Genomic DNA, 24,402 nt, shown 5'->3' on the forward strand with positions numbered 1-24,402 from the left:
TCTCACCGCCCGCCCAAGGCCGGTTGTCGCCTGTAAAAAACCCCGTTATAACGGTTAGTGGCACCCCGCCACCTAACCCACGTGCCCGCACGTGATGCATGACCTCGCCCGGGAAAAGGCAAGCTGGAGCATTGACATGAACCATGGAAGTTTTGTCATAGAAAAGCTGTTCAAGCACTACAACGTTCATGTTGAGCAACTAGGTCACCATCCGCAAAAGAAAACCGTGCTGATGGTCAATGGCGCGCTATCCACCACGCGCTCCTTCGCCCGCACCAGTAAATGCCTGGCCGAGCATTTCAATGTGCTGCTGTTCGATTTACCGTTCTCCGGCTATTCACGCGAGCACAACACCGACCTGGACCTGGTGACCAAGGACGACGAAGTGCAAATCCTGCGGGCGCTGGTGGAGCGCTTCCAGGTCAACCACCTGGTGTCGGCCTCGTGGGGCGGCATCTCCACGCTGCTGACCCTGGCACACAACCCGCCCTCCATCGAAAGCTCGGTGGTGATGGCGCTGGCGCCGAACCTCAACCAGGCGATGCTCGACTATGTGGAGCGGGTGCGCGTGCTGATCGAAGCCGACGACAAATCCGCCGTCGGCCACTTGCTCAACGACACCGTGGGCAAATACCTGTCGCCGCGACTCAAGCGCAACAACCATCGGCACCTGTCGAACATGGCCACCACCGAATACCGCCAGGCGCGCTTTCATATCCACCAGGTGCTCGCGCTGAGCGATGGCAACTACCTGCCACAGCTCAGCCGGATCGAAACACCGGTGCATTTCCTCAACGGCACGCTGGACGAATACACCCCGGCCGCCGAGGCCCGACTGTTCCAGCACTACGTAGGCCGCAGCAGCTTTGCCGTCGCCGAACATACCGGGCATCTGCTCGACCTGGAGTCCCGCGAAGCGGCGCGGGCGGTACATCGCGCGCTGCTGGATTTTCTGGTGGGTGAGCACGCGATGTTGTCGGATGTAGACGAACCTTCAGTGGGAAAAGGAGCGACGAATGGCGCATAATCGCCGACACATAGCCTCCTAACAAAAGGGATCCCATGCCAAATCGCGCCCCTCTCGATGCCAAGACCGCCCGCTGGCTCCCCTGGGTGGTCGCGATTGCCTTCTTCATGCAATCGCTGGATGGGACGATTCTCAACACGGCACTGCCGGCGATGGCCCGGGACCTCGCGGAAAACCCGCTGCGCATGCAAGGGGTGGTGATCGCCTACATGCTCACCGTCGCCTTGCTGATCCCGGCGTCGGGCTGGATCGCCGACCGCTTCGGCACCAAGAAAATCTTCTTTGGCGCGATCATGCTGTTCAGCATCGGCTCGCTGCTGTGCGCGCTGTCCAGCAGCTTGACCATGCTCGTCGGCGCGCGGGTGGTCCAGGGCCTGGGCGGGGCGCTGATGCTGCCGGTCGGCCGGCTGGTGGTGCTGCGCGCTTATCCGCGCTCCGAGCTGGTGCGGATCATGGGCTTCATCACCATCCCCGGCCTGCTCGGTCCGTTGCTCGGCCCGACCATGGGCGGCTGGATGGTGCAATACCTGACCTGGCACTGGATCTTCCTGATCAACCTGCCGGTGGGCATGATCGGCTGCTACGCCGTGTGGAAACTGATCCCCGACCTGCGCGGCAGCGAGCGCACGCGGTTCGACGGCATCGGCTTCCTGCTGTTCGGCGCGGCGATGGTGTTGATCACCATCGCCATGGAAGGCCTGGGCGAATTGCACCTGCCGCACCTGCGGGTGATGTTGCTGCTGTTCGGCGGGCTGGCCTGCCTGGCGGCCTATTGGCTGCGCGCCGGGCATATCGATAACCCGCTGTTTGCGCCGGCGCTGTTCAAGACCCGTACCTTTGCGGTGGGCATCCTGGGCAACCTGTTCGCACGCCTGGGCAGCGGCGCCTTGCCGTTTCTGGTGCCGTTGCTGTTGCAGGTGGCCTTGGGCTATTCACCGTCCCAGGCCGGGATGAGCATGCTGCCCCTGGCGGCGGCGGCGATGCTGGCCAAGTCGGTTGCACGGCCGCTGATCGAACGCCTGGGCTACCGCGTGGTGTTGACCGGTAACACCCTGGCCTTAGGCCTGATGCTGGCGAGCATGGGCCTGGTCAGCGAACAGACGCCCTACCCGCTGCTGCTGGGCATGCTGGCGATACTCGGGGCGATCAACTCCTTGCAGTTCACCGCGATGAACACCGTTACCCTGATCGACCTCGACGATGCCCAGGCCAGCAGCGGCAACAGCTTGCTGTCGGTGGTGGCACAACTGTCCCTGAGCCTCGGCGTAGCCTGCGCCGGTGCGCTGCTCGGCGGGTTCACCGCCGAATCGGGCAATGACGGCGTGAGCACGGTACTCGGCGCCTTCCAACTGACCTTCCTCACCGTGGGCATCATGGCAATGCTGGCGGCGGCGATCTTCCTGCAACTGTCGCCAAAAGACGGCAAACGCATCGGCAGCCGCGAACACGACATCGAACACTAGCAGGCGTCTCGTCGAGAACTTGCAGGGAAAATCCCACGGGACTGCTACACTGCGCGACATTTTGTTTTTGCAGAGCCAGTCCCGTGACCACCATCGCCACCGCTTTTAATACGTTGCCGCTCTCCGCCGCCATGCTGGCTAACCTCGACTCGCTGGGTTATGCCGAGATGACGCAGATCCAGGCGCAGAGCTTGCCGGTGATCCTCAAGGGGCTGGACCTGATTGCCCAGGCCAAGACCGGCAGCGGCAAGACGGCTGCGTTCGGCATCGGCCTGCTGAACCCGATCAACCCGCGCTACTTCGGCTGCCAGGCCCTGGTGATGTGCCCGACCCGCGAGTTGGCCGACCAGGTGGCCAAGGAAATCCGTCGCCTGGCCCGCGCCGAAGACAACATCAAGGTGCTGACCCTGTGCGGCGGCGTGTCCCTCGGCCCGCAGATCGCCTCCCTGGAACATGGCGCCCACGTCATCGTCGGCACCCCGGGCCGCATCCAGCAACACCTGCGCAAGGGTTCGCTGGTGCTCGACGGCTTGAACACGCTGATCCTCGACGAAGCCGACCGCATGCTCGACATGGGTTTCTACGACGCCATCGAAGACATCATCAGCAAGACCCCGGCCCGCCGCCAGACCCTGCTGTTCTCGGCCACCTACCCGGTGAGCATCAAGCAGTTGGCCTCGAAATTCATGCGCGCGCCGCAGCAAGTGAAGGCCGAAGCGTTTCACTCCGATGAGCAGATCGAGCAGCGTTTCTACGAGATCTCGCCGGAAGAACGCATGGAGGCCGTCACCAAAGTCCTCGCGCATTTCCGCCCGGCCTCGTGCGTGGCGTTCTGCTTCACCAAGCAGCAAGTGCAGGAAACCGTCGATCACCTGACCTCCAAGGGCATCTCTGCCGTCGGCCTGCATGGCGACCTGGAACAGCGTGACCGTGACCAGGTGCTGGCGATGTTCGCCAACCGCAGCACCTCGGTACTGGTCGCCACCGACGTCGCTGCCCGCGGCCTGGACATCGACTCGCTGGACATGGTGATCAACGTCGAGCTGGCCCGCGACTCGGAAATCCACATCCACCGCGTCGGCCGCACCGGCCGTGCCGGTGAGACCGGGATAGCCATCAGCCTGGTGGCGCCATCCGAAGCACACCGCGCCCAAGCCATCGAGCAACTGCAGAAGTCGCCGCTGAACTGGGACCAACTGGACAACCTCAAGCCACAGAGCGGTGGCCCGCTGCTGCCGCAGATGAGCACCCTGTGTATCGCCGCCGGCCGTAAAGACAAGGTCCGTCCGGGCGATATCCTCGGCGCACTGACCGGTGAAGCCGGCATTCCGGGGGCCCAGGTCGGCAAGATCGCGATCTTCGATTTCCAGGCGTTTGTGGCCGTGGAACGCAGCGTCGCCAAGCAAGCGTTGCAGCGCCTGAACGACGGTAAGATCAAAGGCCGCTCGCTGCGCGTGCGGATCCTGTAAAAAACCCACCACCCTTGTAGGAGCGAGCTTGCTCGCGAAAAACCTCAACGATCACGCAGCGCTATCAGGTAGCCCGTGTCGTCTATGGGGTTTTCGCGAGCAAGCTCGCTCCTACAGGGATCGTACTGATTCATAGATGAGGACACCGTTGTGCGCTCGACCGAAGTTGTGATCATTGGCGCCGGCGCCGCAGGCTTGATGTGTGCTCTGACCGCCGCCGGACGTGGGCGCAAGGTGATGCTGATCGACCACGCGAACAAGGCCGGCAAGAAGATCCTGATGTCCGGCGGCGGTCGCTGCAACTTCACCAATATGTACACCGAACCGGCGAACTTCCTCTCGCACAACGCGCACTTCTGCAAGTCCGCCCTGGCCCGCTACACCCAATGGGACTTCATCGGCCTGGTGGCCAAGCACGGCGTGCCGTACCACGAGAAGAAGCTCGGCCAGTTGTTCTGCGATAACAAATCCAGCGACATCCTCGGCATGCTGCTCGACGAGTGCATCCAGACCGGCGTGAGCCTGCACCTGGACACCTCGATCGAAACCATCGCCAAGCTCGACAGCGGCTACCAGTTGCAGACCACCCTGGGCGAGCTGCGCTGCGAATCCCTGGTGATCGCCACCGGCGGCCTGTCGATCCCGACCCTCGGCGCGACCGGCTTCGGTTACCAGGTGGCCAGGCAATTCGGCCACGAACTGCTGCCGACCCGCGCCGGGCTGGTGCCGTTCACCATCACCGACCAGCTCAAGGAGCTGTGCGGCGAGTTATCCGGCACGTCGGTCGATTGCCTGGTCAGCTGCAACGGCCAGAGCTTTCGCGAGAACCTCCTGTTTACCCATCGCGGCCTGAGCGGGCCGGCGATTCTGCAGATTTCCTCCTATTGGGAGTCCGGCGACACGGTCGAGATCAACCTGCTGCCCGACCACGACGCCCACGCCTGGCTGCAACAGCAACAAGCCGAGCGCCCCAACAGCGAGCTGAAAACCCTGCTGGGTGAAATCTTCACCAAGAAGATGGCCAACCTGCTGGCAGAAACCTGGTTCGTGTCCAAGCCGATGAAGCAGTACACCCACGCCGAACTGGCCGACATCGCGCAAAAACTGGCGAGCTGGCAATTGGTACCGGCAGGCACCGAAGGTTATCGCACCGCCGAAGTGACGCTGGGCGGCGTGGATACGCGGGAGGTGTCGTCCAAGACCATGGAATCGCTGAAAAGCCCGGGCTTGTACTTCATCGGCGAAGTGCTGGATGTGACCGGCCACCTCGGCGGCTTCAACTTCCAGTGGGCCTGGGCGTCGGGCTACGCCGCCGCGCAATACGTCTGACACAACGCGGTAAAAATGTGGGAGGTGGGGCAAGCCCCCTCCCACATTTTGATTTTCAGTGTGCCCGGGAGAAATTTTGTGCAGTGATGTGATCACCACCCTTGCCGCAGCGTCCTTGATAGCTCAATTTAGCGGCATCGTCCCGGAAGACTCCAGCCTTCATGTCATCGACCTCGTTCAAGCAGTCCATGCGGCGCCTATGGGCACTGGATAAATTCAGTTACAGCGTTCGGGTATTCATCGCCCTCACCGGCAGCATGACGCTGTGCTGGTATCAGGATGAAATGACACTGCTGATCCCGCTGTTCCTGGGGATTATCGCCAGTGCCCTGGCCGAGACCGACGACAGTTGGCAAGGCCGCCTCAACGCCCTGGCGGTGACGCTGGTGTGTTTCAGCATTGCCGCGCTGTCGGTGGAGCTGTTGTTCCCCTACCCCTGGGCCTTCGCGGTCGCCCTGGCCCTGGCGAGTTTCGGCCTGACCATGCTCGGCGCCCTCGGTGAGCGTTATGGCGCGATTGCGTCGGCCACCTTGATCCTGTCGGTCTACACCATGATCGGCGTGGACCAGCGCGGCGGTGCCGTCACGGATTTCTGGCACGAACCGCTGCTGCTGGTGGCCGGCGCCGCCTGGTACGGTGCGCTGTCGGTGCTGTGGCAGGTGCTGTTTTCCAACCAGCCGGTGCAGCAGAGCCTGGCGCGGTTGTTTCGCGAGTTGGGGCATTACCTCAAGCTCAAATCGTCGCTGTTCGAGCCGATCCGCCAGTTGGACGTGGAAGCGCGCCGCTTGGAGCTGGCTCAGCAAAACGGCCAGGTGGTGGCCGCGCTGAATGCGGCGAAGGAAATCATCCTGCACCGCGTCGGCAATGGCCGGCCGGGCTCCAAGGTCAGTCGTTACCTCAAGCTGTATTTCCTGGCCCAGGACATCCACGAACGCGCCAGCTCGTCGCACTATCCCTACAACGCCCTGGCCGAGGCCTTCTTCCACAGCGATGTGCTGTTCCGCTGCCAGCGCCTGCTGCGCCAGCAAGGCAAGGCCTGCGAGGCCCTGGCCGAATCGATCCAGCTGCGCCAGCCGTTCATCTATGACGCCAGCTTCGCCGAAGCCTTGGGCGACCTGAACGCCTCCATGGAACACCTGCGCATCCAGAGCAACCCGGCCTGGCGCGGCCTGCTGCGTTCCTTGCGTGCGCTGGCGGCCAACCTGTCGACCCTCGACCGCCTGCTGGGCGACGCGAGCAACCCGGACGCCCTGGCCGACGCCAGCGACAGCAACCTGCTTGACCGTGCCCCACGCAACCTCAAGGAAATGTGGACGCGCCTGCGCACCCAGCTCACGCCGACTTCGCTGCTGTTCCGCCACGCCTTGCGCCTGGCCCTGGCGTTGACCATCGGCTATGGCACCCTGCATGCGATCCACGCTTCCCAGGGCTACTGGATCATCCTCACCACCCTGTTCGTCTGCCAGCCCAACTACGGCGCCACCCGACGCAAGCTCGGCCAGCGGATCATCGGCACGGCCATCGGGCTCACCGTGGCCTGGGCGCTGTTCGACCTGTTCCCCAGCGCCCTGGTGCAGTCGATGTTCGCCATCGCGGCGGGCCTGGTGTTCTTTATCAACCGCACCACCCGCTACACCCTGGCCACCGCGGCGATCACCCTGATGGTGCTGTTCTGCTTCAACCAGGTGGGCGATGGCTACGGGCTGTTCCTGCCACGCCTGTTCGACACCTTGATCGGCAGCGTGATTGCCGGCCTGACCGTGTTCCTGTTCCTGCCGGACTGGCAAGGCCGGCGCCTGAACAAAGTGCTGGCCAATACCCTGACCTGCAACAGCATCTACCTGCGCCAAATCATGCAGCAATACGCCGCCGGCAAAAGCGACGACCTGGCTTACCGCCTGGCCCGACGCAACGCGCACAACGCCGACGCGGCGCTGTCCACCACCCTGGCGAATATGCTGATGGAGCCGGGGCAGTTCCGTAAGGAGGCCGACGTGGGCTTCCGCTTCCTGGTGCTGTCCCACACCTTGCTCAGCTACCTGTCGGGGCTCGGCGCGCACCGCGAAACCCAACTGCCGGCCGACGTGCGCGAGCACTTGATCGACGGCGCGGGGAAAACCCTGGCGGCGAGCATCGACGAAATCGCCACGGGGCTGGCCAATAAACAGCCGATCTCGATTCAGAGCGATGCCGAGGAAGCCTTGGCTGCGGAGCTGGAACAGATGCCGGACGAGATCGATGAGGGGCAACGTCTGGTGCAGACGCAACTGGCGTTGATTTGCCGGCAGTTGGGGCCGTTGCGCACCCTGGCGGCCCACCTGATCAAAGACACCAGCGCGGCGTAGGCCACTACATGCCGTGCTGCTTCATCAACCGCGCATAACTGCCGTCGGCCTTCATCTTGGCAATCTCGCGGTCAAAACCGGCAACGATCTGCTCATGCTCGGGGTTCTTCAGGCTGACCAGAATATGCAGGCTGTTTTCACTCAACGGCTGCGGCAAAAACTCCACCGCATTGCGCACCCGCGCCGACTCCTGCGCCAGGTAATAACGGGCAACGAATTCGTCCTCCACCGTCAGGCGTACCCGGCGCGCAACGAGCATCCGCACCGCCATGGCGAAGTTGTGTACCGGGACTTTCTGTAACTGCGTGTCCTGGTCGAACGCCGCGGAATACGCATAGCCCCGCACCACGGCGATGGGATAGTCGTGCAGTTGCTCAAGGTTCTGGAACTCGATGGGATCGTCGCGACGCTTGATAAAAACCAGGCGGTTGATCAGGTATTCAGCAGAAAACTGCCCCAGGCGCGTGCGGGCCTCGTCATACCAGGCGTTGACCACCACGTCGTAGCGCCCATCGCCGACGCCCATCAACGCGCGAGCCCAGGGCACCTGCTCGAAATCACTGGCATAACCGGCGCGGGCCAAGGCTGTGCTGACAATATCGGTAGCCAGCCCGCCATTGATCAAGGTGGCATCGGTAAAGGGTGGCCAGGCATCCGCCACCAGGCGCAGACGCTGTGCGAACGCCGGCTGGGCCAGCAACAACATTCCAATCAAAGCAACGGCACGAGAAAATCGCGGCATGCTTAAAGTCCTTGGCAGGCAGGCGGTGGCCCTGGCTCAGGCGGTACCTGAGGATGTAACAGTAGCTCAGATTACACAAAGAACCCGCCGCTGAATGCATACAATGATGGCAGATTGACGTCACTGTTCCAAACAACCGATTTAGACAGAAGTGCCCGCCGCGCTTACTATCCGGGACAGACACTTCCAAGAGAATCACACCATGACAGTCGAATGGGTCTGCAAACATCACAACGACCTGGGCAAGGAGCAGCTGTACGCCATTCTGCGCCTGCGCAGCGAGGTCTTCGTTGTCGAGCAAAAGTGCGTCTACCAGGACATCGACGGGCAGGACCTGCAAGGCGATACCCACCATCTGATGGCCTGGAAAGGCGATGACCTGGTGGCCTACCTGCGCCTGCTGGACCCGGAGACCCAGGCCGGGGATGTGGTGATCGGCCGGGTGATCGTGGCACCGATGGCACGCGGCACCGGGCTGGGGCATCTGCTGATGGAAGAAACGCTCAAGCAGATTGACGATATCTGGCCAGAGACGCCGATCTTTCTCTCAGCCCAGGCGCATTTGCAGGGGTATTACGCGCGGTATGGTTTTTTGGTGGCGGGTGAGGAATACCTTGAGGACGACATTCCGCACATCGGCATGCGGCGCGCCTGATGGCCCCATCGCGTCAGCCCAGCGACCGCCAAGCCTCAGGGATAACCCAAGACCTGTTTGATCGACGCCAGATTCGCCTCGATCCACCGCCGATCGATCGCGCCCCAGTCGCGAATCCGATAGCACCCCGCATGATTGCGCGCGCCGTCTTCCTGCTCGAACTCGCAGACGATATCCAGATCCGCCAATGCCGCAATCGTGTCCTGCGCGGTGCGCCGGGGCATGCCCGTCACCTCGGTCAGCGCCGGCACGCTGCTGGCCTGCTCGCTGTCGATCAGATACGCCACGTACAGGCGGCGGTAGAAGCTGCTTTTGGTCTTGCTCACATCCATGGTCAACCGCCTTGGAAAGTCAGGGTTTGCCCTGCAGGTCGCGATACGTGAGGTACACGCGCAGGTCGAATTCCACCTGATGGTAGCCCGGCATCATGTACTCACAGAGTTTGTAGAACGCTTTGTTGTGGTCCGATTCCTTGAAGTGCGCCAGTTCGTGTACCACGATCATGCGCAGAAATTCCGGGGCGGCCTCCTTGAACAGCGCGGCGATCCGGATTTCTTTCTTGGACTTCAGATTGCCGCCCTGCACCCGCGAAATCGTGGTGTGCAGGCCGAGGGCACGGTGGGTCAGGTCGAGGCGGTTATCGAACAGCACTTTGTCGATAGCCGGCGCGTTGCGCAGGTGCTCCTGCTTCAAGGCCAGCGCGTAGGCATACAGGGCCTTGTCGCTCTGCACGGCGTGACGTTCGGGGTAACGCTGCTCCAGGTAGGCGCCCAACTGGTCCTTGGCGATCAGTTGGCGCACTTGCTCCTGAAGGGCAGCGGGATAGGCCTGGAGGTATTTCAGCGCGGTCATTGAGGTCTGCAACAGGGTTCGAATGGGCGCCAGTGTAGCGAATTCAGCAGGAACGGGCGCGCAACCAGTCGACCACCGCCCCGGCCATCAACGGTGGGGCCGCCCATGGCCCCTGGACAAACGGGCAACCATTGGCCTTGAGCCACTGGGCTTGCTCCAGCGTCTCTACGCCCTCGGCGACTACCAGCACGCCGAAATGCCCGCACAACTCGATAATGCTGCGGGCCATCGCCGCATCCCGCGCCGAGCCCGGCAGGCCCGCGACCAATTGGCGGTCCAGCTTGAGCGTGTCGAATGGCAGGTCGCGCAGATGGGCCAGGGAACAGTGGCCGGAACCGAAGTCATCCAGGGCGATGCGTACCCCCACCGCGCGCAGTAACTTGAACTGCTTGGCGGACGCTTCGAGGTTATGCATCAGGCTGTCCTCGCCGATTTCCACCTCCAACTGGCGCCCCTGCAACCCATGTCGGTCGAGTACCTGCTGCAGTTGGCTCGCCAGGTTGGGCATGTTGAACTGGCTGCTGCTCAGGCTCACGCTCAACACCAGTTCATCCTCGAACATGGCTTGCCACACCTGACGCTGGGCGGCGACCTGGTGGTAGATCCAGGCACTCAACTGGCTGATCAGCCGCGCCTCTTCCAGCAGCGGCAAAAACAGCCCCGGCGGTACATCGCCGACACTCGGGTGCTGCCAGCGCAACAACGCCTCGACGCCGCGCAGATGGCCGTCCTCCAGAGACACCTGGGGCTGGTACACCAGGGTGAAATCCTTGTTCTGGATGGCGTTGCGCACGCTGTCCTCGAGCATCAGCCGCGAGCGGGCGCGACCGTTCATTTCCTGATCGTAATAGCGATATTGCTGACGCCCCGCACGCTTGGCCTCATACATGGCGATGTCAGCCGCACGCAACAGGCCGCCCAAGTCCGAGCCGCAATCCGGAAAAGTCGCGATGCCGATGCTGACCCCGAGCATCACCTCCAAGCCATCCACCTGTTGGCAAACAGACACCCGCTCGATCAGTTTTTCCGCAATCTTCGCCGCCTGTTCGGGGAACTCCAGCTCCAACAACGCCGTGAATTCATCCCCGCCCATGCGTCCGAGAATGTCGTAGGAACGCAGGCAGCTCTGCAACTGTTCCGAAACCCAGCGCAGCACCCGATCACCCGCGTCATGCCCCAGCGAGTCGTTGACCCGTTTGAAGCCGTCGAGGTCCAGGTACAACAAGACCAGCGACTGCTCGGTGCGATCGCTGCGCAGCAGGGAGTTTTCCACGGCCTGGTAAAAGCCACGGCGGTTCAACAACCCGGTCAGCGGGTCGGTCACCGCCTGGAACTCCAGTTGCTGATGCAGGTGGCAGACCTCGGACATGTCCAGCACGGTCACCACCATGGCCTTCTGCTCGGCGGGCAACGGCGCACAAGAGAGCGCCACCGGCACCTGCTGACCGCGGCCGGTACGCAAGATCGCATCATGCAAACGCCAGGTTTGGCCTTGACGGAAACCGGCGTACATCTGCGATTCCAGCCAGGCAGGCACATGGGGTTTTTGCAGGAAACTCAAAAAATCCTTGCCCTTGAGCTCATCGTGCGTGGCATTGAGCAGGCGCGAAATCGCCGGGTTGGCGTACTCGATCACGCCCGCATCACTCACCACGAGGATGCCTTCGGCGGCGTTGTCCAGCACCGAGGCATTGAAGGCGCGGGCGGACTCCAGGTCATGGCTCAGGCGCTGCAACGCCCGACGGGTGCGCTGCTGCTCCAGCAACGCCTGGACCTTGGGTTTGAGGATATGCGGGTCGAAGGGTTTAAACAGGTAATCGATGGCGCCGCTGGCATAACCTTCCAGCACGGCGGCCGGCGATTGCGCATTCGCGCTGAGAAAGATGATCGGCGTCATGCGCGTGCGCTGGCTGCCGCGCATCAGGCGGGCGACTTCAAAACCGTCCATGCCGGGCATCATCACGTCGAGCAGCACCAGGTCTACCTCGTGCTGGAGCAACAGTTCCAGAGCCTCCAGGCCGGAACCGGCGGTCACCACCTGCCAGTCATCACGTTGCAAAAGGGCGCGCATGCTAATCAGATTTTCCGGGTAGTCATCGACCACCAGAAGAACCGAACCGCCATCGCCTTGGTGTGGAGCGCATTCCATGCTACGTCTCTTCCTTAAGGTGCCGCACCGGTCAGTTCTGACAGAAAACCCGGGCAAGCACTGAGGTCTCACTCTAGCCTTGGTTCCCAAAAATCAGAAGTGAAGCGGGTGCCATCATCGCACCAAAGACTGCTAAGCCGACTAACGGTCAACCCCTGCAGCCCGCGGTTCATGGGGAACATGGCTTTTTGACATTCCCTTGGCGCCAATAACTTGCCAGGCATTCATTAACAAGCGGCGGACTACCGCCTATAAAGATGCTGTCTGGCCCAAGGGCCAAAGCCTATACCTATCTGTAAAAAGGCCTACGCCATGATTGATCTTTCCACCTGGAACCTGAGCATTCCGGTCGGCTCGCCTCCCGCGACCATCGACACCCCGAAGCTGATGAGCGGCTTCAATGACCAATATTTCCAGGCCGAAGGCAGCAACGTGCAATTCTGGACACCCGTCACCGGCACACGTACCGAGAACGCCATTTACCCCCGCAGCGAACTGCGCGAAACCTACGCCGACGGGCGCCTGCGCAACTGGACCTACCCCGAAGCCGACAATTATCTGCGCGCCACGCTGGCCGTCAACCAGGTGCCCTCCTCCGGGAAAATCGTCATCGGCCAGATCCACGCCTACGACAGCCAGAAACCCTTGATCAAGGTGGAATACCAGTTCAAGGAAAAAACCCAGACCGGCAACATCGTCGCCAAGGTCCGCATGCGCCCGGACGACGATGAAAGCCGGGTGATCATCGTCGCCTCCAATGTGCCGCTGGAGAAGAGTTTTACCTACGTGATCAACCTCAACAAAGCCGGGTTGCTGAGTGTGGAAGCCGCCGACGGGCAGTGGAACGAGCGCATTGGCGCGGCCTGGGGCAGCAAGCCGCTGTATTTCAAGGCGGGGGCGTATGTGCAGGACAACAGCGGGGATAGCAAGGAAGGGGCGAAGGTGACGTTTGCGAAGTTGGATATTGATCACGAGTGAACGGATTGGCCTCATTACGAGCACTGGTAAACGCCGTTCCCCTGTGTAGCCTTAGGACTCGGTGCTGGTCCTACGCGCCTGCAAGCTGATCAAATTCCAGCCGCAAAAAAAAGCCCGCATCGCTGCGGGCTTCTTTTTAAACGCTTGAGGCTCAGTTCACCTTAGCGTTCAACTCACCTTTCAGGTAACGCTGGTACATCGCTTCCAGGGAGATCGGCTTGATCTTCGAAGCATTGCCCGCAGTACCAAACGCTTCATAACGTGCGATACACACATCGCGCATCGCGGTCACGGTGGCGCCGAAGAATTTACGTGGGTCGAATTCGCTCGGGTTGGTGGCCATCAGGCGACGCATCGCGCCGGTGGATGCCAGGCGCAGGTCGGTGTCGATGTTGACCTTGCGCACGCCGTACTTGATGCCTTCGACGATTTCTTCAACCGGTACGCCGTAGGTTTCTTTGATGTCGCCGCCGTACTGGTTGATGATCGCCAGCCACTCTTGCGGCACCGAGGAAGAACCGTGCATCACCAGGTGGGTGTTGGGGATGCGCTTGTGGATTTCCTTGATGCGGTCGATGGCCAGCACGTCGCCGGTAGGCGGCTTGGTGAACTTGTAGGCGCCGTGGCTGGTGCCGATGGCGATGGCCAGGGCGTCGACCTGGGTCTTCTTGACGAAGTCGGCGGCTTCTTCCGGGTCGGTCAGCATCTGGCTGTGATCCAGCACGCCTTCGGCGCCGATGCCGTCTTCTTCGCCAGCCATGCCGGTTTCCAGGGAACCCAGGCAGCCCAGCTCGCCTTCAACCGAGACGCCGCAGGCGTGAGCCATGGCCACGGTTTGTTGGGTGACGCGCACGTTGTACTCGTAGTCGGTCGGGGTCTTGCCGTCTTCGCCGAGGGAGCCGTCCATCATCACCGAGCTGAAGCCCAGTTGGATGGAACGCTGGCACACGTCCGGGCTGGTGCCGTGGTCCTGGTGCATGCACACCGGGATGTGCGGGAATTCTTCGATCGCGGCGAGGATCAGGTGACGCAGGAACGGGGCGCCGGCGTATTTACGCGCACCGGCCGAGGCCTGGACGATCACTGGGGAGTCAGTCTTGTCAGCGGCTTCCATGATGGCGCGCATCTGCTCAAGGTTGTTGACGTTAAAGGCTGGGACGCCGTAGCCGAACTCGGCTGCGTGGTCCAGCATTTGACGCATGCTGATAAGTGCCATTGTGTTGTCTCTCCCGGTCGAGGGTCGTTAATCGTGCAAGCCTGCCGTAGCGGCGGCTGCTATTCAAGTTATTGCCGGTCAGGCTTTGCATACCTGGCCTGCTGAATCGTTTTTTCACTATCCGGTTCACTGCCTGTATCACTTTGGAACCGGATCAATGTGGGAGGGGGCTTGCCCGCGATGGCGATTTACCTGTCGACATCGCGGGTGGCTGACCCAACGCTATCGGGGGCAAGCCCCCTCCCACATTGGGATCTCATTAATGTTGAGACCGTGTTCTGTTTACTGGGCCTTGCAGCCACGTCCGATCAAATCGTCGGTGGCCACCCAGTAAACCAGGCCTTCCTCACCTTTTGTGTGAAACGCCAACTGATCGTTGCTGTAGAGCACACCCGATGCCGCCACGTCCTGCTTGAGGCGGTAAACCTGGGTCGAGCCGCCGAGGCGGACATCCACTTCGGTGCGGGCCGGGTTGGCAAAGCGCCAGTTGACCTCGGCCTTGCTGTCGCAGGTCCAGGTCGTCCATTTGTCGGCAGGCTCTGCCTTGTTGAACATGTTCATGCTGCTGCAACCGGCCAATAACGCCAGTGCTACCAGGGCGAAAACGCCTTTCATTGCCAATCCTCGCACGCAGGCCTTGGGCCTGCGTTGCAGTCGGTTAGTTGATCAGACCCTTCAAGGGCAACCCTGTTCCTGACCGTTGGGCGCAGAGTCGTATTTCTCCAGCCGTTCGTTGCCCATGCGCTTGTTGATCACCGGCATGGTCTCGGCTTGCCAATCGGCTTGGTAGCAGCTTTTTTTCTGCGCCGGCAGCGCCTTTCCAGGTGCCGGCGCCGCGCTCGGCGTGCTGCCGCAGCCGGCCAACAGGCCCGCTGCGATCACCAGTGCCAACGACTTGATCATGGGAATGCTCCTTTTCCTGATCTGCCTCAGCCTTTGGCTCGGCTTTCCAGGACTTCAACCGCCGGCAGGACTTTGCCTTCGACGAACTCGAGGAACGCGCCGCCACCGGTGGAAATGTAGGAGATCTGGTCGGCAACGCCATATTTATCGATGGCCGCCAGGGTGTCGCCGCCGCCGGCGATGGAGAATGCCGAGCTTTCGGCAATGGCCTTGGCCAGCACTTTGGTGCCGTTGCCGAACTGGTCGAACTCGAACACACCGACCGGGCCGTTCCACAGGATGGTCCGGGAGGCTTTCAGCAATTGCGCGAAGTTGGCTGCGGTTTGCGGGCCGATGTCCAGGATCATGTCGTCAGCGGCCACGTCATCGATGAGTTTGACGGTGGCTTCAGCGCTTTCGGCAAATTCCTTGGCCACGACCACGTCCACCGGCAGCGGCACGCTGACCTTGGCCGCGATGGCGCGAGCGGTGTCCAGCAGGTCCGGCTCGTACAGCGACTTGCCCACCGGGTGGCCGGCTGCGGCCAGGAAGGTGTTGGCAATGCCGCCGCCGACGATCAACTGGTTGCAGACCTGGCTCAGGCTGTTGAGTACGTCCAGCTTGGTGGAGACTTTGGAACCGGCCACGATGGCCGCCATTGGTTGGGCCGGCGCCTTCAGGGCCTTGCCCAGTGCGTCCAGCTCGGCAGCCAGCAACGGGCCGGCGGCAGCGACCTTGGCGAACTTGGCCACGCCGTGGGTCGAACCTTCGGCACGGTGGGCGGTGCCGAAGGCGTCCATCACGAACACGTCGCACAGGGCGGCGTATTGCTGGGCCAGTTCGTCACTGTTCTTTTTCTCGCCCTTGTTGAAGCGCACGTTTTCGAACAGCACGACGTCGCCGGCTTTCACGTCGACGCCGCCGAGGTAGTCAGCCACCAGCGGCACGTCGCGGCCCAGGGCCTTGCTCAGGTAATCGGCCACAGGCTTGAGGCTGTTTTCGGCCGAGAACTCACCTTCGGTCGGACGACCCAGGTGGGAGCAGACCATCACGGCCGCACCTTTTTCCAGGGCCAGCTTGATGGTCGGCAGCGAGGCCAGGATTCGCGCATCGCTGGTGACAACACCGTCCTTGACTGGGACGTTGAGGTCTTCGCGAATCAGTACGCGTTTACCTTGCAGATCGAGGTCGGTCATCTTCAACACGGTCATGGGTGGCAATTCCTGAGGCTAAAGTTTTGGAGAGGCTGTTTGCAGATAGTGTTCTGCGACGTCCAGCATTCGGTTGGCAAACCCCCATTCGTTGTCGAACCAGGCCAGGATATTCACCAGCCTCGGGCCGGAAACGCGGGTCTGGCTGGCATCGACAATCGCCGAATGCGGGTCATGGTTGAAATCACAACTGGCGTGGGGCAACTCAGTGTAGGCCAGCAAACCTTTGAGCGGGCCGCTGGTGGCGGCGTCGCGCAGAATCCGGTTGACCTCCACCGCATCGGTGTCGCTGACGGTTTGCATGGTGATGTCCAGGCATGAAACGTTCACCGTCGGCACCCGCACGGCTTTGGCCTGAATTCGCCCGGCAAGTTCCGGCAACAGCCGTTCGATGCCACGCGCCAGACCGGTGGACACCGGAATCACCGACTGAAACGCCGAACGCGTGCGGCGCAGGTCTTCATGGTGATACGCGTCGATCACCGGCTGGTCGTTCATCGCCGAGTGGATGGTGGTGATCGACACGTAGTCCACGCCGATCGCCTGGTCCAGCAGGCGCAACAACGGCACGCTGCAGTTGGTGGTGCAGGAAGCGTTGGACACCAGCCGCTCAGCGCCGGTCAGGCAATCCTGGTTGATGCCGTAGACGATGGTGGCGTCGACATCCGCCTCGCTGGCCATCGGCTGGGAAAACAGCACACGCGGCGCGCCGGCATCGAGAAAACGCTGGCCGTCGGCACGGGTGTTATAGGCACCGGAGCATTCCAACACCAGGTCGACGCCCAGCGCCGCCCAGTCGATGCCCTCGGGGGTGGCACTGCGCAGCACTTTCACGCAGTCGCCCTTGATATGCAGACAATCGCCTTCCACCCGCACTTCGCCGGGGAACCGACCGTGGGTGGAGTCAAAGCGTGTCAGGTATTCGATGCTGGCCATGTCGGCCAAATCGTTGATTGCGACAATCTCAAACCCGGCCGCCGCCCCTCGCTCGAACAGAGCACGCAAGACGCAACGACCAATACGGCCGTAGCCGTTGAGTGCAACTTTGTAGGGACGCGGTTGGGGCATGGGGTTCTCGCAGTGTGGGCGACACAAACCATCTAACCAATGTAGGAGCGAGCTTGCTCGCGAAGATCGTCAACGATAACGCAGCGTCTCTGGTTTGACGCGGCGCTCTCTCGTTCTTCGCGAGCAAGCTCGCTCCTACAGTGGGTGCGATGGGCAGTCGCCACCGCACATCTGTGTGCAGCAGCCAGTTGGCCACCGCGTTCGCGCTTTTAGTCTTCCAGCAGCTCTTCAGCCTGACCCAGGATGTTTTCCAGGGTGAAACCGAACTCTTCGAACAAGGCTGGCGCCGGCGCCGACTCACCGTAGGTGGTCATGCCGATCACGCGGCCTTCCAGGCCCACGTACTTGTACCAGTAGTCGGCGTGAGCCGCTTCGATGGCGATACGCGCGCTGACCTGCAGCGGCAATACCGATTGCTTGTAGTCGGCGTCCTGGGCTTCGAACACGCTGGTGCAAGGCATGGACACCACGCGCACGTTGCGGCCCTGGGCAGTCAGCTTGTCGTAGGCCTGAACGGTCAGGCCGACTTCGGAACCGGTAGAGATCAGGATCAGCTCCGGCTCGCCGATGCAGTCCTTGAGCACGTAGCCACCACGGCTGATATCAGCGATCTGCGCGTCAGTGCGAACCTGATGTTGCAGGTTCTGACGGGAGAAGATCAGCGCCGAAGGGCCGTCCTTGCGCTCGATCGCGTGTTTCCAGGCCACGGCGGATTCGACCGCGTCGGCTGGGCGCCAGCAATCCAGGTTCGGCGTGGTGCGCAGGCTGGTCAATTGCTCGACCGGCTGGTGGGTCGGGCCGTCTTCGCCCAGGCCGATGGAGTCGTGGGTGTACACGTGGATCACGCGTTTCTTCATCAGCGCGGCCATACGCACTGCGTTGCGCGCGTATTCCATGAACATCAGGAAGGTCGCGCCGTAAGGCACCAGACCGCCGTGCAGGGACACGCCGTTCATGATCGCGCTCATGCCGAATTCGCGCACGCCGTAGTACATGTAGTTACCGCTGGCGTCTTCGGCGGAGACACCTTTGCAACCTTTCCACAGGGTCAGGTTGGAACCGGCCAGGTCGGCCGAACCGCCGAGGAACTCAGGCAGCAGCGGGCCAAAGGCGTTCAAGGTGTTCTGGCTGGCTTTACGGCTGGCGATGGTCTCGCCCTTGGCCGCGACTTCGGCGATGTAGGCCGAGGCTTTTTCCGCGAAGTCGGCAGGCAGGTCACCGGCGAGGCGGCGTACCAGCTCATTGGCAAGCTCCGGGAATTCGGCGGAGTAGGCGGCGAAACGCTGGTCCCACTCGGCTTCGGTGGCCAGGCCTTGTTCCTTGGCGTCCCATTCGGCGTAGATGTCGGCCGGGATTTCGAACGGGCCGTAGTTCCACTTCAGCGCTTCACGGGTCAGGGCGATTTCCGCGTCACCCAGCGGGGCGCCGTGGCAGTCTTCTTTGCCTTGCTTGTTCGGCGAGCCGAAACCGATGGTGGTCTTGCAGCAGATCAGGGTCGGCTGCTCGCTCTTGCGGGCGGTGTCGATGGCGGTCTTGATTTCTTCCGGATCGTGGCCGTCGACGTTGCGGATCACCTGCCAGTTATAGGCCTCGAAACGCTTAGGGGTGTCGTCGGTGAACCAGCCTTCGACTTCGCCGTCGATGGAGATGCCGTTGTCGTCGTAGAAGGCAATCAGCTTGCCCAGGCCCAAGGTACCAGCCAGGGAAGCGACTTCGTGGGAAATGCCTTCCATCATGCAGCCATCACCCAGGAATACGTAGGTGTGGTGGTCGACGATGTGGTGGCCGGGGCGGTTGAACTGCGCGCCCAGGACTTTTTCAGCCAGGGCGAAACCGACGGCGTTGGCCAGGCCTTGGCCCAGGGGACCGGTGGTGGTCTCGACGCCTGGGGTGTAGCCGAATTCCGGGTGACCCGGGGTACGGCTGTGCAACTGGCGGAAGTTTTTCAGATCGTCGATGGTCAGATCGTAGCCGGTCAGGTGCAGCAGCGAGTAGATCAGCATCGAGCCATGGCCGTTGGACAGCACGAAGCGGTCACGGTCGGCGAAAGACGGGTTGGTCGGGTTGTGTTTCAGGTAGTCACGCCAGAGTACCTCGGCGATATCCGCCATGCCCATCGGGGCACCGGGATGGCCGCTGTTGGCTTTTTGCACGGCATCCATGCTGAGGGCACGAATGGCGTTGGCACGCTCACGACGGCTGGGCATCGCTGTTCTCCTGAGGGTTGAATAAAAGAAACGGAAAAAAGGACCGGCATTTTCCCTCAGCCACCGCCTGCGGGCAATGACAGATAGTCACTTGAGGGCGTTTTTCCTGTGGTTTGCGCGGCAATCGCCTGCAGAACCCTGCCGCCGCTTCGTCTAACGGGAATAGCGCTCGCTTATAACCGCCACTTATCGACCAATATCAAAACTTTTTGATATTGGCCTTGCGATGATTTCCACCCGTCACTAGACTGCTGGCCTTATGAACTTACCCGTGCCCTCCCTGCGTCCCGACGATGGCGATGAACTGGCAGCCTTATGCAAGGCCGCTGGCGATCCGTTGCGCCTGAACGTCTTGCGGGTGCTGGCCAACGATTCCTTTGGCGTGCTGGAACTGGCGCAGATTTTCGCCATCGGCCAATCGGGCATGAGCCATCACTTGAAGGTCCTGGCCCAGGCCGACCTGGTGGCCACCCGCCGCGAAGGCAATGCGATTTTTTACCGCCGCGCCCTGCCCCACACCGAGTTGCTCGGCGGCAAGCTGCACAGCGCGCTGCTGGAAGAAGTGGACAACTTGAGCCTGCCCGGCGACGTGCAATCACGCATCGGCCAGGTTCACGGGCAGCGCGCGGCGGCCAGCCAGGACTTTTTCTCACGGGTCGCCGAGAAGTTTCGCGCCCAGCAAGACCTGATCGCCGGCTTGCCGCAATATCGCGAAAGTGTACTGGCGTTGTTGGACAAGCTGAGCTTCAGTCATAAAGCGACGGCCCTGGAAGTCGGGCCTGGCGATGGCGGCTTTTTGCCGGAACTGGCGCGCCGCTTTCAACAGGTCACGGCGCTGGACAACAGCCCGGCGATGCTCGAACTGGCACGCCAACTGTGCGAGCGCGAGGCCTTGGGCAACGTCAGCCTGCAGTTGGCCGATGCCCTGAATGACACCAGCCTGCGGGCCGATTGCGTGGTGCTGAACATGGTCCTGCACCATTTCGCCGCCCCCGCTGACGCCCTCAAGCAGATGGCGAATTTGCTGCAACCCGGCGGTAGCCTGCTGGTTACAGATTTATGCAGCCACAACCAGAATTGGGCCAGGGAGGCCTGCGGTGATCTCTGGTTGGGTTTTGAACAGGACGATCTGGCCCGTTGGGCCACCGCTGCGGGACTCGTTCCCGGGGAAAGCCTCTATGTAGGTTTACGTAATGGTTTCCAGATCCAGGTCCGCCATTTTCAGCGACCGGCTGGCGACACTCACCATCGGTAAATATCAGGAAAACATCGAGATGAGCGAATACTCCCTTTTCACCTCCGAGTCCGTGTCTGAAGGGCATCCGGACAAAATCGCCGACCAGATTTCTGATGCGGTGCTGGACGCCATCATTGCTGAAGACAAGTTCGCCCGTGTGGCGTGCGAGACTCTGGTGAAAACGGGCGTGGCGATCATCGCCGGCGAAGTCACCACCACGGCCTGGGTCGACCTGGAGCATATCGTCCGCGAGGTGATCACCAACATCGGCTATAACAGCTCCAACGTCGGCTTCGACGGCGCGACCTGCGGCGTGATGAACATCATCGGCAAGCAGTCCCCGGACATCAACCAGGGTGTCGACCGCGCCAAGCCAGAAGACCAGGGCGCCGGCGACCAGGGCCTGATGTTCGGCTACGCCAGCAACGAAACCGACGTGCTGATGCCAGCGCCAATCACCTTCTCGCACCAACTGGTGCAGCGCCAGGCCGAAGCCCGTAAATCCGGCCTGCTGCCGTGGCTGCGTCCGGACGCCAAGTCCCAAGTGACGTGCCGTTATGAAGGCGGCAAAGTGGTCGGTATCGATGCTGTCGTGCTGTCGACCCAGCACAACCCGGACGTTTCCTACGCCGACTTGCGCGAAGGCGTGATGGAGCTGATCGTCAAGCACGTGCTGCCGGCTGAACTGCTGAACAAGGACACCCAGTTCCACATCAACCCGACCGGCAAGTTCATCATCGGTGGCCCGGTGGGCGACTGCGGCCTGACCGGGCGCAAGATCATCGTCGACAGCTATGGCGGCATGGCCCGTCACGGCGGTGGCGCGTTCTCCGGCAAAGACCCATCCAAGGTTGACCGTTCGGCGGCCTACGCCGGTCGCTACGTGGCCAAGAACATCGTCGCCGCTGGCCTGGCCGAGCGTTGCGAGATTCAGGTGTCCTACGCCATCGGCGTGGCCCAGCCTACGTCGATCTCGCTGAACACCTTCGGCACCGGCAAGATCAGCGATGACAAGATCGTCAAACTGGTGCGCGAGATCTTCGACCTGCGCCCTTACGCGATCACCACCATGCTCGACCTGCTGCACCCGATGTACCAGGAAACCGCGGCCTACGGCCACTTCGGCCGTACCCCGGCGCAGAAGACGGTCGGCGACGACACCTTCACCACCTTCACCTGGGAAAAAACCGACCGCGCCAACGACCTGCGTATCGCTGCCGGCCTGTAATCGCTTGCGCTACCCAAAGCCCTGCCGGGTTCGCCCGGCAGGGCTTTTTATTGTCGGGCGATTCGCGTCGGTGTTCACATTTTTTGGATCCAAACCTTGCAGGCTAAATAATGGCCCACTAGAATCCGCGCCCTCTCGGGCCCTCCACCTTATTCTGGATATTGCACTGCGCCGGCCCGGGACTCATCAGCGCGCAGGCAATCGGACATTGAGGTTTTCATGCATATTTCCAAGCTCGCCCCTGCCGCCCTGCTGCTCAGCCTGTTTGCCCTGCCGGTGAACGCCGCCGACCTGAGCGCACTGAGTGGCGCACTGAGCTCCCAGCTCGGTGGCGGCAACTCCGGCGACTGCCAGCAGCATGCCAAAGACCTGCAAACCAAGATCGACGCGGCCAATGCCAAGAATGACGCGTTGAAAGTGAAGGCCTTCGAAGCCGCGCTGGAGCAGGTCAACAAAGGCTGTAACAAACTCGCCGAGTCCCAGGCCAACGTCGATGCCAAGCAGCAAAAGCAGCAGGCCAAGGCAGAAAACAACGATGCCGTGAAAGCCCTGGGTGGTCTGTTCAAGTAAGCAGAAACACCCGGTAAAAAGCCCCGCTCTGTCGGGGCTTTTTTGTGGGCGCGAAGATCCCTTAGGCTGAACGCCCCTTACCGAGCAAGGATGCTCCCGATGCGCTTGCTGATCGTTCTTTTACTCAGTGTTCTAACCGGGTTGGCCAGGGCTGAAGAGTGCCCCGATGACGCACGGGCACAAATCGGCCCGCTGGCTCGGCAAATCAGCCTCTGGGACGACAGTTACCACCGGCTCGGCCATTCGCCCATCAGCGACGAACTCTACGACCAGGCCCGCCAGCGCCTGGCTCACTGGCAACGGTGTTTCCCGCAACCGGCGGCGGTGGCCGACAAGCCTCTGGCCAGCTCACGGGGCACCTCGCCGCACCCGGTGGCCCATACGGGCCTGGGCAAATTGCTCGACGAACACGCCGTCGGCGAATGGCTCCAGGTTCGCCAAGATGTGTGGGTCCAGCCCAAGGTCGACGGTGTCGCCGTGAGCCTGGTGTACCGCCAGGGGCGCCTGCACCAAGTGATCAGCCGGGGCGACGGCTTGCTCGGCCAGGACTGGTCGGCCTGCGCGAAAAAAATCCCCGGTATCGTCCAGCAACTGCCGGAGCCCATCGACCTGGTGCTGCAAGGTGAGCTCTATTGGCGTCTCGACGACCATGTGCAATCAAGCCTGGGCGGGCTCAATGCGCGCAGCAAGGTGGCCGGTTTGATGAATCGTCGACGGTTGAGCGACGCCGAGGCCGCCGGGATCGGTCTGTTTGTCTGGGCCTGGCCCGATGGCCCGGCGGACTTCACCGAGCGCCTGGCCACCCTGGCAGGCTGGGGCTTCATCGACAGCCAACGCTACAGCCGGCCCATCCAGGACATCGTCGGCGCCGCCCGCTGGCGCACCTACTGGTACAACCATCCACTGCCTTTTGCCAGTGATGGCGTCGTGCTGCACCAGGCCACGCGCGCACCCGCCAAGCGCTGGCAGGTCAGTGCGCCTTACTGGGCAGTCGCCTGGAAATACCCCGCCGCCAAGGCTCTCGCACTGGTACGCAAGGTGCAGTTCAACATCGGCCGCACCGGGCGCATCACCCCTATCCTGGAACTCGAACCGGTGCGCCTGGACGACCGGCAGATCAGCCGCGTCAGCACCGGCTCCCTGCAACGCTGGAAAACCCTGGATATCCGCCCCGGCGACCAGGTCGCCATCAGCCTCGCCGGCCAGGTCATCCCGCGACTGGACGAGGTGGTCCTGCGCAACGAGACCCGAGTGGACATCCAAGTCCCCAACGCCCGGGACTTTCACGCCCTGAGTTGCTGGCAACTGGACCCTGGCTGCGAAGAACAGTTGCTGTCGCGCCTGACCTGGTTGAGCGGCAACCAGGGCCTGGGCCTGCCGCATATGGGCCGGGAGACGTGGAACGTATTGATCCAGGCCGGTCTAATCGCAGGCTTCCTCGATTGGTTGACCCTCGATGCGGCAGAGCTTGCTAACATTGAGGGCTTCGGCGATCGCAGCCGTGCGCGGGTGCTCGACAGTATCCAAAGCGCGCGGCAACGGCCTTTCGCTCAATGGCTCAAAGCCCTGGGTGTACCGCCTGCGGCACGCAATAACCTGGAAGGCGACTGGCAGGCGCTGGTTGCCAAGGACACCCGAGCCTGGCTGGCCCTGGATGGCATCGGCCCGGGCCGCGCGGCGCAACTCAGCGCTTTTTTTCGCGACCCGCAGATACAGGCTTTGGCTGAGACACTACGCGTGGCCGGAATAGACGGGTTTTGAACCCGACCCGGCC

Annotated in this window: 21 protein-coding genes; 11 read left to right on the forward strand and 10 right to left on the reverse strand. The window is 62.0% G+C overall.

Annotation, left to right across the window (positions count from 1 at the left end; genetic code table 11):
• The first annotated feature begins 136 nt into the window (after positions 1 to 136).
• The 5 genes from JN756_RS29805 to yccS all read left to right on the forward strand — a co-directional run bounded on the left by JN756_RS29805 (position 137) and on the right by yccS (position 7,633).
• Positions 137 to 1,027, forward strand: a complete 891-nt coding sequence (locus tag JN756_RS29805) for an alpha/beta fold hydrolase (RefSeq protein WP_201021617.1) — start codon at positions 137 to 139, stop codon at positions 1,025 to 1,027.
• 35 nt (positions 1,028 to 1,062) lie between these two features.
• Positions 1,063 to 2,490 carry a multidrug transporter subunit MdtD gene (gene mdtD, locus JN756_RS29810; RefSeq protein ID WP_017844943.1) on the forward strand — a complete coding sequence of 476 codons (1,428 nt, stop codon included), beginning with the start codon at positions 1,063 to 1,065 and terminating at the stop codon, positions 2,488 to 2,490.
• A 131-nt stretch (positions 2,491 to 2,621) separates the two neighbouring features.
• Complete coding sequence (gene dbpA, locus JN756_RS29815) at positions 2,622 to 3,959, forward strand: ATP-dependent RNA helicase DbpA (protein WP_232566626.1); 1,338 nt, start codon at positions 2,622 to 2,624, stop codon at positions 3,957 to 3,959.
• Between the two features lie 150 nt (positions 3,960 to 4,109).
• Positions 4,110 to 5,288 carry a BaiN/RdsA family NAD(P)/FAD-dependent oxidoreductase gene (locus JN756_RS29820; RefSeq protein WP_126585132.1) on the forward strand — a complete coding sequence of 393 codons (1,179 nt, stop codon included), beginning with the start codon at positions 4,110 to 4,112 and terminating at the stop codon, positions 5,286 to 5,288.
• A 161-nt stretch (positions 5,289 to 5,449) separates the two neighbouring features.
• A complete protein-coding gene (gene yccS / locus JN756_RS29825) occupies positions 5,450 to 7,633 on the forward strand; it encodes a YccS family putative transporter (protein WP_201021618.1) in 2,184 nt (727 codons plus the stop codon).
• A gap of 4 nt (positions 7,634 to 7,637) precedes the next feature.
• On the opposite strand, the gene JN756_RS29830 is transcribed toward yccS, so the two are convergent.
• Positions 7,638 to 8,375, reverse strand: coding sequence for a substrate-binding periplasmic protein (locus JN756_RS29830; RefSeq protein WP_046381789.1), 738 nt, complete (start codon positions 8,373 to 8,375; stop codon positions 7,638 to 7,640).
• 202 nt (positions 8,376 to 8,577) lie between these two features.
• Between JN756_RS29830 and JN756_RS29835 the strand changes: the two genes are divergently transcribed.
• Entirely contained in the window at positions 8,578 to 9,030 is a 453-nt protein-coding gene (locus tag JN756_RS29835) for a GNAT family N-acetyltransferase (RefSeq protein ID WP_017844948.1), read from the forward strand.
• Positions 9,031 to 9,065: 35 nt separating this feature from the next.
• Here the strand turns inward: JN756_RS29835 and JN756_RS29840 are convergent, their stop codons facing one another.
• From JN756_RS29840 to JN756_RS29850, 3 genes are read right to left on the reverse strand one after another with little or no spacing between them, the layout of a single operon-like run.
• Positions 9,066 to 9,362 carry a winged helix-turn-helix domain-containing protein gene (locus tag JN756_RS29840; protein ID WP_046381788.1) on the reverse strand — a complete coding sequence of 99 codons (297 nt, stop codon included), beginning with the start codon at positions 9,360 to 9,362 and terminating at the stop codon, positions 9,066 to 9,068.
• A gap of 19 nt (positions 9,363 to 9,381) precedes the next feature.
• Positions 9,382 to 9,882 carry a M48 metallopeptidase family protein gene (locus JN756_RS29845; RefSeq protein ID WP_010207148.1) on the reverse strand — a complete coding sequence of 167 codons (501 nt, stop codon included), beginning with the start codon at positions 9,880 to 9,882 and terminating at the stop codon, positions 9,382 to 9,384.
• A 43-nt stretch (positions 9,883 to 9,925) separates the two neighbouring features.
• Positions 9,926 to 12,031 (reverse strand): putative bifunctional diguanylate cyclase/phosphodiesterase, encoded by a 2,106-nt coding sequence (locus JN756_RS29850; RefSeq protein ID WP_108524897.1) that lies wholly within the window; start codon positions 12,029 to 12,031, stop codon positions 9,926 to 9,928.
• Positions 12,032 to 12,343: 312 nt separating this feature from the next.
• Between JN756_RS29850 and JN756_RS29855 the strand changes: the two genes are divergently transcribed.
• A complete protein-coding gene (locus tag JN756_RS29855; protein WP_046381787.1) occupies positions 12,344 to 13,009 on the forward strand; it encodes a polysaccharide lyase family 7 protein in 666 nt (221 codons plus the stop codon).
• Between the two features lie 151 nt (positions 13,010 to 13,160).
• On the opposite strand, the gene fba is transcribed toward JN756_RS29855, so the two are convergent.
• From fba to tkt, 6 genes are all read right to left on the reverse strand, one after another.
• Positions 13,161 to 14,225 carry a class II fructose-bisphosphate aldolase gene (gene fba, locus JN756_RS29860; protein ID WP_003177554.1) on the reverse strand — a complete coding sequence of 355 codons (1,065 nt, stop codon included), beginning with the start codon at positions 14,223 to 14,225 and terminating at the stop codon, positions 13,161 to 13,163.
• Between the two features lie 282 nt (positions 14,226 to 14,507).
• The gene (locus JN756_RS29865; protein ID WP_046381786.1) at positions 14,508 to 14,840 is read right to left on the reverse strand and encodes an MliC family protein; all 333 of its coding nucleotides are present in this window, start codon (positions 14,838 to 14,840) and stop codon (positions 14,508 to 14,510) included.
• Positions 14,841 to 14,900: 60 nt separating this feature from the next.
• On the reverse strand, positions 14,901 to 15,128 hold the full coding sequence (locus JN756_RS29870; RefSeq protein WP_017844953.1) for a hypothetical protein: 228 nt from the start codon (positions 15,126 to 15,128) through the stop codon (positions 14,901 to 14,903).
• Positions 15,129 to 15,154: 26 nt separating this feature from the next.
• Entirely contained in the window at positions 15,155 to 16,318 is a 1,164-nt protein-coding gene (locus JN756_RS29875; protein ID WP_017844954.1) for a phosphoglycerate kinase, read from the reverse strand.
• Positions 16,319 to 16,336: 18 nt separating this feature from the next.
• Positions 16,337 to 17,386 carry an erythrose-4-phosphate dehydrogenase gene (gene epd, locus JN756_RS29880; protein WP_017844955.1) on the reverse strand — a complete coding sequence of 350 codons (1,050 nt, stop codon included), beginning with the start codon at positions 17,384 to 17,386 and terminating at the stop codon, positions 16,337 to 16,339.
• Between the two features lie 209 nt (positions 17,387 to 17,595).
• Entirely contained in the window at positions 17,596 to 19,593 is a 1,998-nt protein-coding gene (gene tkt / locus JN756_RS29885) for a transketolase (protein WP_017844956.1), read from the reverse strand.
• Positions 19,594 to 19,852: 259 nt separating this feature from the next.
• Here tkt and JN756_RS29890 point away from each other — a divergent pair, with 259 nt between their 5' ends.
• The 4 genes from JN756_RS29890 to ligB all read left to right on the forward strand — a co-directional run bounded on the left by JN756_RS29890 (position 19,853) and on the right by ligB (position 24,389).
• The gene (locus JN756_RS29890) at positions 19,853 to 20,848 is read left to right on the forward strand and encodes an ArsR/SmtB family transcription factor (protein ID WP_026139787.1); all 996 of its coding nucleotides are present in this window, start codon (positions 19,853 to 19,855) and stop codon (positions 20,846 to 20,848) included.
• 19 nt (positions 20,849 to 20,867) lie between these two features.
• Positions 20,868 to 22,058, forward strand: a complete 1,191-nt coding sequence (metK, locus tag JN756_RS29895; RefSeq protein ID WP_017844958.1) for a methionine adenosyltransferase — start codon at positions 20,868 to 20,870, stop codon at positions 22,056 to 22,058.
• A gap of 219 nt (positions 22,059 to 22,277) precedes the next feature.
• Positions 22,278 to 22,628: a DUF1090 family protein gene (locus JN756_RS29900; RefSeq protein WP_046487951.1), complete on the forward strand. Its 351-nt coding sequence runs from the start codon at positions 22,278 to 22,280 to the stop codon at positions 22,626 to 22,628.
• A gap of 99 nt (positions 22,629 to 22,727) precedes the next feature.
• Positions 22,728 to 24,389: an NAD-dependent DNA ligase LigB gene (gene ligB / locus JN756_RS29905; protein WP_201021619.1), complete on the forward strand. Its 1,662-nt coding sequence runs from the start codon at positions 22,728 to 22,730 to the stop codon at positions 24,387 to 24,389.
• The last annotated feature ends 13 nt before the right edge of the window (positions 24,390 to 24,402 follow it).

It is taken from the genome of Pseudomonas sp. Y39-6 (assembly GCF_023651955.1).
GTDB lineage: Bacteria > Pseudomonadota > Gammaproteobacteria > Pseudomonadales > Pseudomonadaceae > Aquipseudomonas > Aquipseudomonas veronii.